This window comes from Streptomyces zaomyceticus, assembly GCF_014656215.1.
Classification (GTDB): Bacteria; Actinomycetota; Actinomycetes; order Streptomycetales; family Streptomycetaceae; genus Streptomyces; species Streptomyces zaomyceticus.
This window is the reverse complement of record NZ_BNBZ01000016.1, coordinates 94,292-109,234: the sequence shown is the minus strand read 5'-3', so window position 1 is coordinate 109,234 and position 14,943 is coordinate 94,292. Positions and strand designations below refer to the sequence as shown.

Annotated in this window: 14 protein-coding genes; 9 read left to right on the top strand and 5 right to left on the bottom strand. The window is 72.7% G+C overall.

The genetic code is table 11. From position 1 onward, the window contains the following. Positions 1–37: 37 nt before the first annotated feature. From IE311_RS21430 to IE311_RS21420, 3 genes are all read left to right on the top strand, one after another. Complete coding sequence (locus IE311_RS21430; protein ID WP_189833378.1) at positions 38–3,580, top strand: DNA polymerase III subunit alpha; 3,543 nt, start codon at positions 38–40, stop codon at positions 3,578–3,580. Then, entirely contained in the window at positions 3,577–4,623 is a 1,047-nt protein-coding gene (locus IE311_RS21425) for a DNA polymerase Y family protein (RefSeq protein WP_229902060.1), read from the top strand. The genes IE311_RS21430 and IE311_RS21425 overlap by 4 nt, the downstream gene beginning before the upstream one ends. Positions 4,624–4,803: 180 nt before the next feature. Next, positions 4,804–5,673, top strand: a complete 870-nt coding sequence (locus IE311_RS21420) for an esterase/lipase family protein (protein WP_189833377.1) — start codon at positions 4,804–4,806, stop codon at positions 5,671–5,673. 14 nt (positions 5,674–5,687) lie between these two features. On the opposite strand, the gene IE311_RS21415 is transcribed toward IE311_RS21420, so the two are convergent. Beyond that, complete coding sequence (locus IE311_RS21415) at positions 5,688–6,704, bottom strand: lytic polysaccharide monooxygenase (RefSeq protein ID WP_189833376.1); 1,017 nt, start codon at positions 6,702–6,704, stop codon at positions 5,688–5,690. A gap of 245 nt (positions 6,705–6,949) precedes the next feature. Continuing rightward, a complete protein-coding gene (locus IE311_RS21410; RefSeq protein ID WP_189833375.1) occupies positions 6,950–7,618 on the bottom strand; it encodes a response regulator in 669 nt (222 codons plus the stop codon). A 135-nt stretch (positions 7,619–7,753) separates the two neighbouring features. Here IE311_RS21410 and IE311_RS21405 point away from each other — a divergent pair, with 135 nt between their 5' ends. The 5 genes from IE311_RS21405 to IE311_RS21385 all read left to right on the top strand — a co-directional run bounded on the left by IE311_RS21405 (position 7,754) and on the right by IE311_RS21385 (position 11,709). Further along, positions 7,754–8,737, top strand: coding sequence for a Bug family tripartite tricarboxylate transporter substrate binding protein (locus IE311_RS21405; protein ID WP_189833374.1), 984 nt, complete (start codon positions 7,754–7,756; stop codon positions 8,735–8,737). After that, entirely contained in the window at positions 8,734–9,264 is a 531-nt protein-coding gene (locus tag IE311_RS21400) for a tripartite tricarboxylate transporter TctB family protein (protein WP_189833373.1), read from the top strand. Before IE311_RS21405 ends, IE311_RS21400 begins: the two co-directional genes overlap by 4 nt. A 3-nt stretch (positions 9,265–9,267) precedes the next feature. After that, positions 9,268–10,764, top strand: coding sequence for a tripartite tricarboxylate transporter permease (locus IE311_RS21395; RefSeq protein WP_189833372.1), 1,497 nt, complete (start codon positions 9,268–9,270; stop codon positions 10,762–10,764). Then, positions 10,761–11,222 carry a GNAT family N-acetyltransferase gene (locus IE311_RS21390; protein WP_189833371.1) on the top strand — a complete coding sequence of 154 codons (462 nt, stop codon included), beginning with the start codon at positions 10,761–10,763 and terminating at the stop codon, positions 11,220–11,222. The genes IE311_RS21395 and IE311_RS21390 overlap by 4 nt, the downstream gene beginning before the upstream one ends. Positions 11,223–11,298: 76 nt before the next feature. Next, the gene (locus tag IE311_RS21385) at positions 11,299–11,709 is read left to right on the top strand and encodes a DUF6299 family protein (protein ID WP_189833370.1); all 411 of its coding nucleotides are present in this window, start codon (positions 11,299–11,301) and stop codon (positions 11,707–11,709) included. Between the two features lie 115 nt (positions 11,710–11,824). Here IE311_RS21385 and IE311_RS21380 read toward each other — a convergent pair whose 3' ends face one another. Together IE311_RS21380 and IE311_RS21375 are read right to left on the bottom strand one after the other, a co-directional pair. Then, positions 11,825–12,304: a DUF402 domain-containing protein gene (locus IE311_RS21380; RefSeq protein WP_189833369.1), complete on the bottom strand. Its 480-nt coding sequence runs from the start codon at positions 12,302–12,304 to the stop codon at positions 11,825–11,827. After that, positions 12,285–13,208 carry a GNAT family N-acetyltransferase gene (locus IE311_RS21375; protein ID WP_189833368.1) on the bottom strand — a complete coding sequence of 308 codons (924 nt, stop codon included), beginning with the start codon at positions 13,206–13,208 and terminating at the stop codon, positions 12,285–12,287. The genes IE311_RS21380 and IE311_RS21375 overlap by 20 nt, the downstream gene beginning before the upstream one ends. 74 nt (positions 13,209–13,282) lie before the next feature. On the opposite strand from IE311_RS21375, the gene IE311_RS21370 reads away from it, so the two are divergent. Then, positions 13,283–13,657 carry a GntR family transcriptional regulator gene (locus IE311_RS21370; RefSeq protein WP_189833367.1) on the top strand — a complete coding sequence of 125 codons (375 nt, stop codon included), beginning with the start codon at positions 13,283–13,285 and terminating at the stop codon, positions 13,655–13,657. A gap of 100 nt (positions 13,658–13,757) precedes the next feature. On the opposite strand, the gene IE311_RS21365 is transcribed toward IE311_RS21370, so the two are convergent. Next, positions 13,758–14,876 (bottom strand): DUF5925 domain-containing protein, encoded by a 1,119-nt coding sequence (locus IE311_RS21365; protein WP_189833366.1) that lies wholly within the window; start codon positions 14,874–14,876, stop codon positions 13,758–13,760. Positions 14,877–14,943: the final 67 nt, after the last annotated feature.

Here is a 14,943-nt window from a genome sequence, read left to right as displayed (position 1 = left end):
TGTGTACGAATTCGATGCGGGAGCCGGGAGGTGCGCCATGCCGGGATTCACGCATCTGCACACCGCGTCGGGATACTCCCTGCGCTACGGCGCCTCCCACCCCGAACGATTGGCCGCGCGTGCCGCCGAGCGCGGCATGGACGCGCTCGCCCTGACCGACCGCGACACCCTCGCGGGCACCATCCGCTTCGCGAAGGCCTGCGCGAAGGCCGGGGTCCGGCCCCTGTTCGGCGTGGACCTCGCGTACGAGGCGACGACACCGGGGCCGGGGCGGGAGCCGGGACCGGGCTCGGGACGAGGGCAGGGGCGCGGGCCGGGGCCCGAGGGTACGCGGGACGTCCGGCGCGTGCCCGTCCGCGGCGGCGCCTTCGTCGACGAGTCCGCGCCCCGCGCCCTCTTCCTCGCCCGCTCCCGCACCGGCTGGGCCTCGCTCTGCGCGATGGTCACCGCCGCCCACGCCGGAGGCGGGGAGTACCCCCTGCTGCCCTGGTCCGCGCTGCGCGACGACGACGTCTTCGTCCTGCTCGGCCCCGCGTCCGACGTCGGCCGGGCCCTCGCCGCCGGCCGCCCCGACCGGGCCGTGCGGCTGCTCGCCCCCTGGCGCGAGCGGTACGGCGACGCGCTGAGCCTGACGGCCGTCGACCACGGCCGCTCCGGCACCGGGCCCGGCTCCCTGCGGCTCGCCGCCCGTACCGTCGGCTTCGCCGCCGAGCAGGGCGTCCGGCCCGTCATCGGCAACGCCGTCCGCTACGCCGACCCCGGCCAGGGCCCGGTGGCCGACGTCCTCGACTCCGCCCGCCGCCTGGTCCCCGTCGACCCCCGCAAGGAACTCGACAGCGGCGAGGCCTGGCTCAAGGGCGCCGACGCCATGCTGGCCGCCGCCGAGCGGATCGTCGAGGCCGCCGGCTTCCGCCGGGACACCGCCCACCGGCTCCTGGACCGGACCGGAGCGGTCGCCGCCGCCTGCCTGGTCGACCCCGAGGACGACCTCGGCATCGGCTCCGCGCACTTCCCCGAACCGCACCTCGTCGGCGCCGGGCACCGCACCGCCCAGCGCGTCCTCGCCTCCCGGGCCGCCGCGGGGATGGTCCTGAAGGGGTACGAGAAACGGGGCGCCTACTGGGACCGGATGCACCGCGAGCTGGACATCATCGCCCACCACCACTTCGCCACCTACTTCCTGACGGTCGCCCGGGTCGTCGACGACGTACGGGAGATGGGGATCCGGGTCGCCGCCCGCGGCTCCGGCGCCGGCTCCCTCGTCAACCACCTCCTCGGCATCGCCCACGCCGACCCGGTCGAGCACGGCCTGCTGATGGAGCGCTTCCTCTCCAAGCGCCGCACCGCCCTGCCCGACATCGACATCGACGTGGAGTCCGCCCGCCGCCTGGAGGTCTACCGGGCGATCATCGACCGCTTCGGCACCGCGCGCGTCGCCACCGTCTCCATGCCCGAGACCTACCGGGTCCGCCACGCGGTACGGGACGTGGGCGCGGCCCTCTCCATGGACCCCGCCGAGATCGACCGGATCGCCAAGGCCTTCCCGCACATCCGCGCCCGGGACGCCCTCGCCGCGCTCGACGAACTGCCCGAGCTGCGCGAACTCGCGGGGGAGCGGCAGAAGTTCGGAAGGCTCTGGGAGCTGGTCGAGGCGCTCGACGCGTTGCCGCGCGGCACCGCCATGCATCCCTGCGGGGTCCTGCTCTCGGACGCCTCGCTGCTCGCCCGCACTCCCGTGGTGCCCACCAGCGGAGAGGGGTTCCCCATGTCCCAGTTCGACAAGGAGGACGTGGAGGACCTCGGGCTGCTCAAGCTCGACGTCCTCGGGGTGCGGATGCAGTCCGCGATGGCCCACGCCGTCGCGGAGGTCGGACGGGTCACCGGCACCCGCCCGGACATCGACGCGATCCCGGAGGGCGACCCCGAGACGTACCGGCTCATCCGCTCCACCGAGACCCTCGGCTGCTTCCAGATCGAGTCGCCGGGGCAGCGCGACCTGGTCGGCCGACTCCAGCCCGCGACCTTCCACGACCTGGTCGTCGACATCTCGCTCTTCCGCCCGGGCCCGGTCGCCGCCGACATGGTCCGCCCCTTCATCGAGGCCCGGCACGGCCGCGCCCCCGTCCGCTACCCGCACCCCGACCTGGAGGAGGCGCTGAAGGAGACGTACGGCGTGGTCGTCTTCCACGAGCAGATCATCGAGATCGTACGGATCATGACCGGCTGCGGCCGTGACGAGGCCGACCAGGTGCGGCGTGGCCTCTCGGACCCCGAGGCGCAGGGCAGGATCGCGCTCCGGTTCGCCCGGCAGGCCTCGGCGCGCGGTTACGGGGACGAGGTCGTCGCCCGTGCCTGGGAGATCGTGGCGGCCTTCGGCTCGTACGGCTTCTGCAAGGCGCACGCGGTGGCCTTCGCCGTGCCGACGTACCAGTCGGCCTGGCTCAAGGCGCACCATCCGGCGGCCTTCTACGCCGGGCTGCTCACCCACGACCCCGGCATGTACCCCAAGCGGCTGCTGCTCGCGGACGCGCGGCGGCGCGGGGTGCCGGTGCTGCCGCTGGATGTGAACCGGTCGGCGGTCGCCCACCGTATCGAACTGGTGTCCGAATCAGTGGAGTCCGTGGCGCGCTGGGGGCTCCGGCTGGGACTCACCGACGTCCACGGCATCAGTGAGGCCGAGAGCGCCCGGATCGAGGCCGGACAGCCGTACACCTCCCTCCTCGACTTCTGGGAGCGGGCCCGCCCCCGCACCCCCGTCGCCGAACGCCTCGCCCAGGTCGGCGCGTTGGACGCCTTCGGCGCCAACCGCCGCGACCTCCTCCTCCACCTCACCGAACTCCGGCGCATCCAGCGGGGAGCCGCCTCCCACGGCGGCCAACTCCCGCTCGCCCAGGGCGGGAAGACCGCCCCCGTCGGCCTGCCCGACCTCGACGAGACGGAACGCCTCAGCGCCGAACTCGGCATCCTCGGCATGGACGCCTCCCGGCACCTCATGGGCGACCACCACGCCTTCCTCCGCGAACTCGGCGTCGTCTCCGCCCAGCGCCTCCGCGACACCCCGCACGGCCGGACCGTCCTCGTCGCGGGCGCCAAGGCCGCCACCCAGACCCCGCCGATCCGCTCCGGCAAACGGGTCATCTTCACCACCCTCGACGACGGCACCGGACTGGTCGATCTCGCCTTCTTCGACGACGCCCACGAGCGCTGCGCCCACACCGTCTTCCACTCCTGGCTGCTCCTGGTCCGGGGCGTGGTGCAACGGCGCGGCCCCCGCAGCGTCAGCGTGGTCGGCGCCGCCGCCTGGAACCTCGCCGAACTCGTCGAGCTGCGGGCGTCCGGAGGGCTGGACGCGGTGGGGGAGCGCCTCGCCGAACCCGCCCCGTCGTCCGACGGCGACGGCGACTCCGCGCCCACCGCGGGCGACGGCGACTCCGCGACCCCGGCCGGCGGCGACTCCGGCCGCCGCATCACCCTGTCCACCGGTTACGAGATGAACCCCTGGGCCGACCTCAAGCCGGCCGGCGAAGGGATCCCGAGCGGAAGGAAGCTGTGGCACAGCAGTCCGGGGAGCGCGGGATGATCCTCTGCGCACGGTTCCGGCTGGAGCCGATGTACGAAGCCCTGCTTCCCCAACTGGTCGACCTGCTAGGCGAGTTCACCCCCGTCGTCGAGGCGGCCCCGCCCGGCGAACTGCTCGCCGACGTGCGCGGCGCGCTGCGCTACTTCGACCGGAGCCCAGCCGAGCTCGCCTCGGTGATCCGGGTCAGGGCGCTCGCCCTGTACGGCGTCGACTGCGTCATCGGCGCCGGACCCAACCCGATGCTGGCCCGGATGGCGGCCGGCGGGGCGAGGCCCGGCGTCACCCTGGTCGTCGACGACCCCGCGGCCTTCCTGCGCGACCGGCCGGTCGTCACGCTCGACGGCGTCGGCCGCGCCACCGCCCGTACCCTCTGCGGCTACGGACTCGACTCCGTCGGCCGTGTCGCGGACGCGCCGCTCGCCGTGCTCCAGCGGCTCGTCGGCGCGAAGACCGGACGTGAGCTGTGGGAACGGGCCCGAGGCATCGACCGCACCCCCGTCGTCCCGCACGCGGCCTCCCGGTCGGTCGCGGCCGAGCGCGCCTTCCCGCGCGACGAGACCGACCGGACGGAACAGCGCCGGGCCCTCCTCTCGCTCGCCGAGGAGCTGGGCGCCCGGCTGCGGACGGAGGGGCAGGTGTGCCGGGGGCTCGCCGTCACCGTGCGGTACGCGGACCGGACCACGACCACCCGGAGCCGCACCCTGCCCGAACCCACCGCCCACTCGGCGGCGCTCACCACCCTCGCGTACACCGTCCACGACTCCTTCGGCCTCCAGCGGGCCCGGGTGCGGGGCATCGCCCTGCGCGCCGAGGGCCTCACGGGCGCGGAGGGGGCCGTATACCAGCTTTCCCTGGATCCGGCGGACGAGAAGGCCCGGCGGATCGAGGCGGTGGCCGACAAGGCGCGGGCGAAATTCGGCCCGAGGGCGGTCCTGCCGGGGTCGCTGGCGGCGTCGGCGCAAGGGGCGGGGGCGACGGCGGGTCCGGCGGCGGGGGTGCGGGCCGGGCGTTCGGGCGGAAAGCCCGGTTCGATCGCGGCGTAATCACCCGCGATCGGCACGATCATGACGACACATCACTTTTTACCGACGCGTAACTTCCCAGCCAAGGCTACCGGTGCGTAGCTTGGCTGAAGCGCATCCCCACCGCGCATCCCCACTTGTGGTCCGGACCGCAGGGCACAGCACCCCCACCATCCCCTTGAGCCGCAAGGAGATCGCCCGATGCTGTCCTGGAAGCATGCCGTCAGAGCGCTGTCGGTCCTGCTGCTGACCGCCGCCGCCACACTCGCCCCGACCACCGCCGCCTCGGCCCAGGCCGAGACCGTCACCGCAAGCCGGGGCTGGAACGACTTCTCCTGCAAGCCCTCCGCCGCGCACCCGCGGCCCGTCGTCCTCGTCCACGGGACCCTCGGGAACTCCGTCGACAACTGGCTCGTCCTCGCGCCGTACCTGGTCAACCGTGGCTACTGCGTCTTCTCGCTCGACTACGGCCAGCTGCCGAACGTGCCGTTCTTCCACGGACTCGGGCCGATCGCCGCGTCCGCCGGACAGCTCGACACGTACGTCGACCGGGTACTCGCCGCCACCGGCGCCCCCGAGGTGGACATCGTCGGACACTCGCAGGGCGGCATGATGCCCCGCTGGTACCTCAAGTTCCTCGGCGGGGCCGAGAAGGTGAACGCGCTCGTCGGCATCGCCCCCGACAACCACGGCACCACCCTGCTCGGCCTCACCAAGCTCCTGCCGTACTTCCCCGGCGCGGAGGACCTGATCAAGGCCAACACCCCGGGCCTCGCCGACCAGATCGCCGGCTCGCCGTTCATCACCAAGCTCAACGAGGGCGGCGACACCGTGCCCGGTGTCCGCTACCACGTCATCGCGACCCAGTACGACGAGGTCGTCACCCCGTACCGCTCGCAGTTCCTGACCGGCCCGAACGTCACCAACGTCCTCATCCAGGACAAGTGCGCGCTCGACCTCTCCGAGCACGTGGCGATCGGCACGGTGGACCGGGTCACCTTCCACGAGGTGGCCAACGCCCTCGACCCGGCCCGCGCGACCCCGACCACCTGTCTCTCGGTGATCGGCTAGCCCCTCCGGTCCCGCTAGACCCGGCTGCGCCGGCGCCGGGCCGAACCGAAGAGCACGGCCGCACCGAGCGCGAGCACGGCGGCGCCACCGACCGCGAGATACGGGGTCGTGGCGTCGCCACCGGTCTCGGCGAGCACCTCACCGGAGTCCGCGACGGCGGGAGCCGGCGCGTTCGGCGCGGCGGAGGACGCCTCGCCCGCCCCGGTCCCGGCCGACGGACCGGACGAAGCCTGCTCCGGCCGACCGCTCGGCTCGGGGGCGGCGGCCGTCTGCTCCGCTCCCGTGGTGTGGTCGCCGTCCCCGTGCCCGCCGTGCTCCACCGTGGACTCGTCCTGACCGTCCTCGATCTGCTCGTCGCTCGGCGCGGAGGCGGTCGGAGCCGGGGCCGTACCGCCGCCGCTGTCCTTTCCGAAGACCACGTCCGAGCAGGTGTAGAAGGCCTCGGGGGAGTCGGAGCGCTGCCAGACCGAGTAGATCAGGTGTCGGCCGGACTTCTTCGGCACCGTGCCCTGGAAGACGTAGTCACCGCTCTCCATCCGGGGGTCGGTCACCGTCGCGAACGGCTTCGCCTCCAGGTCCGACCACTTCAGCGGCTTCGACGGGTCGTACCCGTCCTTCGTCACGTACAGCGCGAACGAGCCCCGGTGCGGCGCGGTCCCCTTGTATCGGAAGGTGTGCGCCCCCGAGGACATCGGGCTCGCCGGCCAGTCGGCCCGCGCCAGATCGAGCCCCCGGTACTTGTCGTTCCCCGCGCTGCACAGCTTGCCGTCCGGGATCAGCTCACGGTGCTTCCCGGCGGCGTTGGCGATGTTCACCGCGTTCCAGTCGTAGAACGCCTGCGTCCCACTGGCCGCCACAGCCGCCTTGCACGCCGCCGACTTCGGCGACTCGGGCCCCTCCGCGTAACAGGCCGAGACCCGGCTCACCGGATCGGTCATCGACCCGTGCGCGAACGCGGGCGCCGAGGCGAGCCCGGAGAGGGCCAGAACCGCGGTGGCGGTGGCGACGGCGGCGGTACGGCGAGAAGTCATGGGGGGACAGCTCCTTCACGAGGGTGAGGTGGGGGTTGCCCAGCAAACTAGCCGCCGAGATCCACGAAAAAGCCGGTGGAGAGGGGGAGACGACGATCCTTAGGACCGCTTTAAGGCGCAGGAAAGCATGACCTCAGGGAGCACCCGCCCGGGAGCCGTCCGGCGATCGCCCCCGCTCCCCGACGTCCGCTCGGCACCGCCACCCGCACGGGGCAGCGGCGGGGCCGACGCCCCGGGCCGGGGCCTCAGCCCAGCCGTCGGTACCGCCGCTCCGGCCGCCCCGTCCCCCCGTACCGCAGCGTGATCTCCGCGCGGCCCGTCTCCGCGAAGTACTCCAGGTAGCGGCGGGCGCTCACCCGGGACAGCGAGCCGGCCTCGGCGCACTCCGTGGCCGAGAGGCCCTCCGGGTGGGCGCGGAGGACGGAGTCGACCAGGTCGGCCGTGTGGGCGGCGAGGCCCTTGGGGAGTTCCCGGGAGCCGCGGGGGCGGGTGCCGAAGATCTGGTCGACGTCCTCCTGGCGGGCCTCGTCCAGCTCGTCGAGGCGGCTGCGCAGCGAGGCCACGTGGCGGAGCTGTTCGTGCAGTGCCGCCTGGCTGAACGGTTTGATCAGATAGTGCAGCGCTCCCGCCCGCAGCGCCTCGCGGATCGTGCCCACGTCCCGCGCCGCCGTGATGAAGAGCGCGTCCATGCCCAGGCCCGCCGCGCGCAGCTCCCGCAGCACCTGGATGCCGTCCATGTCCGGCAGGAAGACGTCGAGCAGCACCAGGTCGGGCCGGAGCCGCTCGGCCGCCCGCAGCGCCTCGGCGCCGTTGTGCGCGACCCCGGACACCGTGAAGCCCGCCACCGCCGACACATAGCGGCAGTGCAGCTTGGCGACCATGAAGTCGTCGTCCACCACCAGCACGTTCGTCACGCCGACCCACGCTAGGTCCCGACCACAACGACCACAACGTCCGTTGGTTGCGGAAGAGAGACAGCTTCTTAACGCGCGGGCAACATGTGGGCCACCTCACATCCCCTTGTCCCTTCTGCCTGAGAGGCGGCACACGTGCGGTTGCGCACTCCCTTCGCCCTCCTCGGGGCCGCTCTGCTCGTCCTGGTGGGTCCCCCGCTGCTCAGTCCCGGCAGCGGCTCCGACACCGGCACGCAGATACCCGGCCTGCGTTTCATGGTCCCCAACACCCCCGGCGGCGGATACGACATCACCGCCCGCACCGCCGCCAAGAACGCCGAGGAGGCGGGTCTCACCGGCGACATCGAGGTCTTCAACCTGCCCGGCGCCGGCGGCACCGTCGGTCTCACCCGGCTCGTCGGCGAACGCGGCAACGGCCGTCTCGCCATGTCCATGGGCCTCGGCGTCGTCGGCGCCGTCCACACCAACGAGACCCCCAGAACCCTCGCCGACACCACCCCGATCGCCCGGCTCACCGAGGAGCAGGACATCGTCGTGGTCGGCAAGGACTCCCCGTACCGGACGATCGAGGAGCTGCTCACCGCCTGGAGGAAGAACCCCGGCAAGCTGCCCGTCGGCGGCGGCTCCTCGCCCGGCGGTCCCGACCACCTCGCCCCGATGCTGATGGCCCAGGCCGCCGGCATCGCACCCAAGGACGTCAACTACGTCCCCTTCGACGGCGGCGGCGAACTCCTCGCCTCCATCCTCGGCGACAAGGTCGCCTTCGGCGTCTCGGGTGTCGGCGAGTACCTCGACCAGATCAAGGCCGGCGAGCTGCGCCTGCTCGCCGTCACCGGACCGAAGCGCGTCCCCGGCCTCGACGCCCCCACTCTCCGCGAGGCAGGCCTCGACACTGAGTTCACCAACTGGCGCGGCATCGTCGCCCCGCCCGGTCTCTCCGACGCCGAGCGCGAGAAGCTCGTCGCCCTGGTGACCGAACTGCACGACTCCCCGCAGTGGCGCGAGTCGCTGAAGACCCATGGCTGGACCGACGCCTTCCTGCCCGGTGAGGAGTTCGGCTCCTTCCTCGCCGAACAGGACCGACGTGTCGCCTCCGTACTGAAGGAGCTCGGCCTGTGAGCGCCACATCCCCGGGCACCACGAAGAGGAACCTCGCCTCCTGGCTGCGCGAGCGGTCCGAACTCGGCGTCGGTGTGCTGCTGTTCGTCCTCGGTGTGCTCGTGCTCACCGACGCCCTCACCCTCGACGCCGACCTCGCGGGCCGCGGCCCCGTCGGTCCCGCCACCGTTCCCCTGGTCGTCGGCTGCGGACTGGTCGTCGTCGCCGTGCTCCTCTCCGTCGACGTCCTGCGCGGCGGCCGCGGCGAGGCCGAGGCCGGCGAGGACGTCGATCTGACCGAGCCGGCCGACTGGCGTACCGTGCTGCTCCTCGCCGGTGTCTTCCTCGGCTTCGCCGTCCTCATCGGCCCGGTCGGCTTCCCCGTCGCCGGAGCGCTTCTCTTCTGGGGCGCGGCCTACGCCCTCGGCAGCCGTCACCTCCACCGTGACCCGCTGATCGCGGCCGCCCTCTCGCTCCTCACCTACGTCGTCTTCGACATGCTGCTCGGCGTCCCGCTGCCCGGCGGTCCGCTGATGGGAGTGATCTGACCCATGGATTCCCTGAACTCCCTCATCGACGGCTTCGGGACCGCCCTCACCCCGATGAACCTGCTGTGGGCGGCCGTCGGGGTGCTCCTCGGCACCGCCATCGGCGTCCTGCCCGGTATCGGCCCCGCCATGGCCGTGGCCCTGCTGCTCCCGGTGACGTACGGCCTCGAACCGACCGGTGCGTTCATCATGTTCGCCGGCATCTACTACGGCGCGATGTTCGGCGGCTCCACCACCTCGATCCTCCTCAACACCCCCGGGGAGAGCGCCGCCGTCGTCGCCGCCATCGAGGGCAATCCGATGGCCAAGGCGGGCCGTGGGGCCCAGGCCCTCGCGGCGGCGGCCGTCGGTCACTTCGCCGGTGGCATGATCGGCACGATCCTGCTGGTGGTGCTCGCTCCGACGGTCGCCGCGCTCGCCGTCGACATCGGTGCCCCCGACTATCTCGCCCTGATGGTCCTCGCCTTCATCGCGGTGACCTCGGTCCTCGGCTCCTCCCGCATCCGGGGGCTCGCCTCGCTGCTCATCGGCCTCACGATCGGTCTGGTCGGCCTGGACCAGATGACCGGGCAGCAGCGCCTCACCTTCGGTTCGCTCCAGCTCGCCGACGGTGTCGACGTCGTCATCGTCGCGGTCGGCCTCTTCGCCATCGGGGAGGCCCTGTGGGTCGCGGCACATCTGCGCCGCACGGCGGGGAAGGCCATTCCGGTCGGGCGCCCCTGGCTGGGCAGGGACGATGTGAAGCGCACCTGGAAGTCCTGGCTGCGCGGTCCGTTCATCGGCTTCCCGTTCGGCGCGATCCCGGCCGGCGGCGCCGAGATCCCGACCTTCCTCTCGTACGTGACGGAGAAGCGTCTCTCGAAGCACAAGGAGGAGTTCGGCAAGGGCGCCATCGAAGGGGTGGCGGGGCCCGAGTCGGCGGCCTCGGCCTCGGCGGCCGGGACGCTCGTCGCCATGCTGACCCTGGGACTCCCGACGACGGCCGTCGCCGCCGTGATGCTGGCCGCGTTCCAGCAGTACGGCATCCAGCCCGGCCCGCTGTTGTTCGAGCGGGAGCCGGAGCTGGTGTGGGGGCTCATCGCCTCGCTGTTCGTCGGCATGGTGCTGCTGCTCGCGCTCAATCTGCCGCTCGCGCCCGTCTGGGCGAAGCTGCTGCGCATCCCGCGCCCGTACCTCTACGCCGGGATCCTCTTCTTCGCCGCCGTCGGCGCGTACGCGGTGGGCGGCGAGGCGCTCGACCTGGTCATCCTGCTGGTCATCGGTCTGATCGGGCTGGGCATGCGGCGGTACGGACTGCCGGTCCTGCCGGCCGTCATCGGGGTCATCCTCGGCCCGGCCGCCGAGCAGCAGCTGCGCCGCGCCCTGCAGATCAGCGACGGCTCGGTGACGGGCCTGGTGAACACCCCGTTCTCGATCACCGTGTACGCGGTCGTCGTGGTCCTGCTCGCCTGGCCGCTGCTGAGGAAGGTGATCGTCCGGCGTCGTAACGTGGCGGCATGACACAGGAGATCCGCCGTGCGACCGGCCTCGACGTCCCGAGGGTGAAGGCCGTGACCGACGCGGCCTACCACCACTACATCGAGCGCATCGGCCTCGTGCCGGCCCCGATGGAGGCGGACCACGCGGCGGACGTGGCCGCCGGGAGGGTGTTCGTCGCCGGCGACCCGGTGGTCGGCCTCGTGGTCCTCAGGACCGAGGCCGACCATCTCCACCTCGACAACATCGCCGTCCACCCGGCCGCCCAGGGCACAGGCCTGGGCGGCCGGCTGCTCGGATTCGTGGAGTCCCGGGCGCGCGAGCTCGGGCTCCCCGAGGTCAGGCTGCTGACCAACGCGATGATGTGGGAGAACCAGAAGATCTACGAGCGGCGAGGCTACGAGATCGTCGAGCGGCGGTTGGACGGACCGTATGACCGTATTCACTATCGAAAGGTCCTCAACTCGCCCCCGATAGGGTGAGTTTCGGCCATGGGGCGGCCGGATCCGATATGCCTGGCGGGCAGCACCATCCCCCCACCCCGAAAGGACCCCGCTCATGCGCGTCCGACTCGCCCTCGCCGCAGGCATCCTGCTGGCCGCCGCCGTCGCCCCCCTCGCCCACGCGGAAGGGACCGACGGCCTCTCCGTCTACGGATACGGCACCGTCACCGCCGACAGCACGGTCACCCTCTCCGGCACGTACCGCTGCCTCGACGACAGCGCGGGAGCCGTCTTCGTCAGCTCCACCCTTGTCCAGGGAGACCACTCCGCCGGCATCGGCGGCACCCGGGCCGTCTGCGACGGACACATCCACCAGTGGTTCAACACCGCCGTCGTGAAGGACCCCGCCTACCGCCCGGGCGCGGCCAGGGTGCAGGCCACCCTCATGCAGCTCACCCCCGGCGAGACGGGCCTGCCCGAGCCCGAGTTCCTCGCCGTAGAGGAATCGGACGTCGAACTGCGCTAGGTCCTGTCGTCACACTCCCGGCCGCCCCGCGGCGTCAGGGCCCAGGGAGCATCGGAGAGAGACGACCCGGGCGCGGAAGCCCGGTCGGGTCCCCACGGCCCGACGCCGCACCGCGTCAGCGCAGCAGCTCGATCAGGCCCGCACGGCCCAGGACCTCCAGCTCGTCGAGCGCGACCACGGCACTCGCCGCCGCCTCCGGATCGGAGGCGGCGAGCCCGCTCGCCGCGAACTCGTCCTCGTCGAGCCGCAGCACCTCGCTGCCGTCCGCCGACACCCACAGGTCCAGGTCCAGGTCCTCGATCACCACGCCGGAACCGTCGATCACGGCCGGCCGGGTGATGTCGCAGTACCAGCCCTTGAGGGCGCCCTCGGCGGACCACACCTCCTTGACCGTGAACCAGCGGTCGCTCCAGTAGTGCTCCACGAAGACGTCGCCCGGCTCGAACCGCACGAAGCCGAAGTCCCGTACCCCCTCGGCCGCCCACGGGGCACGCACCGAGAGCCGGGCGCCGTCCTCCGTGAGCACCTCCGCCGGGTAGCGGATCTTCGTCCGGCCCGCCTTCGTCAGCGTGACCTCAACCGATCGTCCGGACATGCCGTACCTCCCGCGCGCCGACCTCGTAACCGAACCACTTGTTGATGGCCAGCATCGGCTCGTTCCCGGTGTCGTTCCCGGTGAACGCCTCCGTGCAGCCCGCCGCCCGGGCCCGGTGCAGCGACGTGTTCTTGGCGAGCTTCGCGAGCCCGCGTCCCCGGAACGCCGGCGCGGTGCCGGTCATCCCCGAGTTGTACCGGCCCAGACCGTCCGTCTGCGCCGCGCTGAACGCCGCCGGCACGCCGTCCACCACCGCGACCGTCGTCAACGCCCGGTTGAAGAGCGGGTGCACCCAGGTGGTCGCCCGCCAGTGCGCGAAGTCGTCCAGCTCGGCCCCCACGTCACCCGGCTCGTCGGCCGTCGTCAGCGCGTCCAGCTCGAAGAGCGGCCGGGGATCGGCCGCGAAGTCCTCGGCCGTGAGCAGCTCGACACCGGCCGGCGGCGCCTGCAGCGGAGGCAGCTCGGCGGTGGTGAGGTCGAGCCGGAGGAAGTAGGCGGAACGGCTGGGGGAGTACCCCCGCCGCCCGGCCCAGGCGAGGTTCTCCGGCGCGTCCAGGGCCCAGCTGTACAGGGTGTGGGCCCCCCGCTCGGCCAGGTACTCCTCGGCGGCGCGCAGCAGCAGCGTCCCCGCACCGCGCCCGAGACGCGCCGGGTCCACATAGACGTTGGCGTAGCCGATCCCGGGCCTCGGCGCGTCGTGGGCGATGCCGACCTGGGCGGTCCCGATGATCTCGCCCGCCTCGGTCACGGCGACGAGCGGGCGGTAGTGGCTGTCGGGATGGGCACGGGCCCAGTCGAAGACGAGCTGCTCAGCGGTCGCGAGCATGTAGGGGAGGGCGGCCCGGCGCACCCGGGCGAAACCCTCGGCGTCCTCGGCCTGTACATCACGGACGATCACAGTCATGTGGCCGCACGCTACGGGCCGGAGGTGCACCGCCGCCTCCCATTTTCCGGTGCGGTGGGGGCAGAATCGGCGGGGTGACACTCACCATCGCCGTGGACCACGAATCCACCACCGCTCCGTACGAACAGCTGCGTGCCCAGATCTCGGAGCGGGCCCGGTCGGGCAGACTGCCGGTCGGATACAAGCTGCCGACGGTACGAGGGCTCGCGGAGCAGCTGGGCCTCGCCGCGAACACGGTCGCCAAGGCGTACAAGGCACTGGAGGCGGACGGGGTGATCGAGACGCGCGGGCGTCACGGCACCTTCGTCGCGGCCGCCGGGGACGCGGCCACCCGCCGGGCCGCCACCGCCGCCGCCCAGTACGCGGAGGAGGCCCGCCGGCTCGGCCTCAGCCGCGAGGCGGCGGAAGCGGCGCTGAACGAGGCCCTGCGCGCCGCCTACGACAGCTGACCCGGCCCGCGTACTCCCGGGCCGTCTCTCTCGGATCCTGCCGGGCGGCGCGGGCCGGGCAAGATCCGGAAGAGACGGCCCGGGGGCGTCCGGACACCTCCTAGAGGTACATGCCCGCCCCCGCCGTGCGGGGTTCGGGGAGTTCCGTGGGGGGCGCGCCGCGGCGCAGGGCGAACAGTTCCGCCAGTGTCGCGCCCTCGCGCGGCACGTCCTCCTCGCGCCCGAGCCACTCCACGGACTCGCTCCGGCTCAGCGGTCCCACCTCGATCCGGGCCAGGCAGCGGCCCGGCCGGACCACGGCCGGGTGGAGCCGCTCCAGGTCCTCGTTGGTGGTGACGCCGACCAGGACGTTCCGCCCCTGACCGAGCAGACCGTCCGTCAGATTGAGCAGCCGGGAGAGGGCCTGACCGGCCGTGTGCTTCGCCTCGCCCCGGATCAGCTCGTCGCAGTCCTCCAGGAGCAGCAACCGCCAGCGTCCCTTCGCCGTGCCCTCGTCCTCCCCGATGGCGATGTCCATCAGATAGCCGACGTCGTTGAAGAGCCGCTCAGGATCGAGCACGCAGTCCACCTGGCACCAGTCGCGCCAGGACCGCGCGAGGGTCCGCAGGGCCGAGGTCTTGCCCGTCCCCGGCGGGCCGTGCAGCAGCAGGAGCCGGCCGGAGATCGAGTCGGGCGTCACCTTCATCAGCCGGTCCATGGACTCGGCCACCGGCGCCGAGTAGTTGGGCCGCACCTCGTCCCAGGTCCCCGCGCTGATCTGCCGGGTCGTCCGGTGCGGGCCGCGCCGCGGGGACACGTACCAGAACCCCATCGTCACGTTCTCCGGCTGGGGCTCCGGCTCGTCCTTCGCCCCGTCGGTGGCCTCCTTCAGGACCCGCTCGGCGAGCTCCGCGTCGGCGGCCGTGACGGTGACGTCCGCGCCCCGGTTCCAGCGGGAGATCAGCAGCGTCCAGCCCTCGCCCTCGGCGAGCAGGGCGCTGCGGTCGTCGTCCTTCGCGGCCCGCAGCACCGTGGCCCCCGCCGGGAGCAGCGTCGCCTCGGGCCTGACCCGGTCCAGGGTGGTGCTGTGCGAGTGGGGCTGCTCCCCGGTCGCGAAGCGGCCGAGGAACAGCGCGTCCACGACATCCGCCGGTGAGTCGCTGTCGTCGAGGTTGAGCCGGATCGGAAGCGACCGCTGCGGCTCGGACGGTACCGATGAGGTGTCAGCCATGGCGCCCATGATCCGGCACCCGGCCATGGCGCGCACCGGGTTTTGAACGGCACGCCGCCGCGAACGGCCGTGCTCG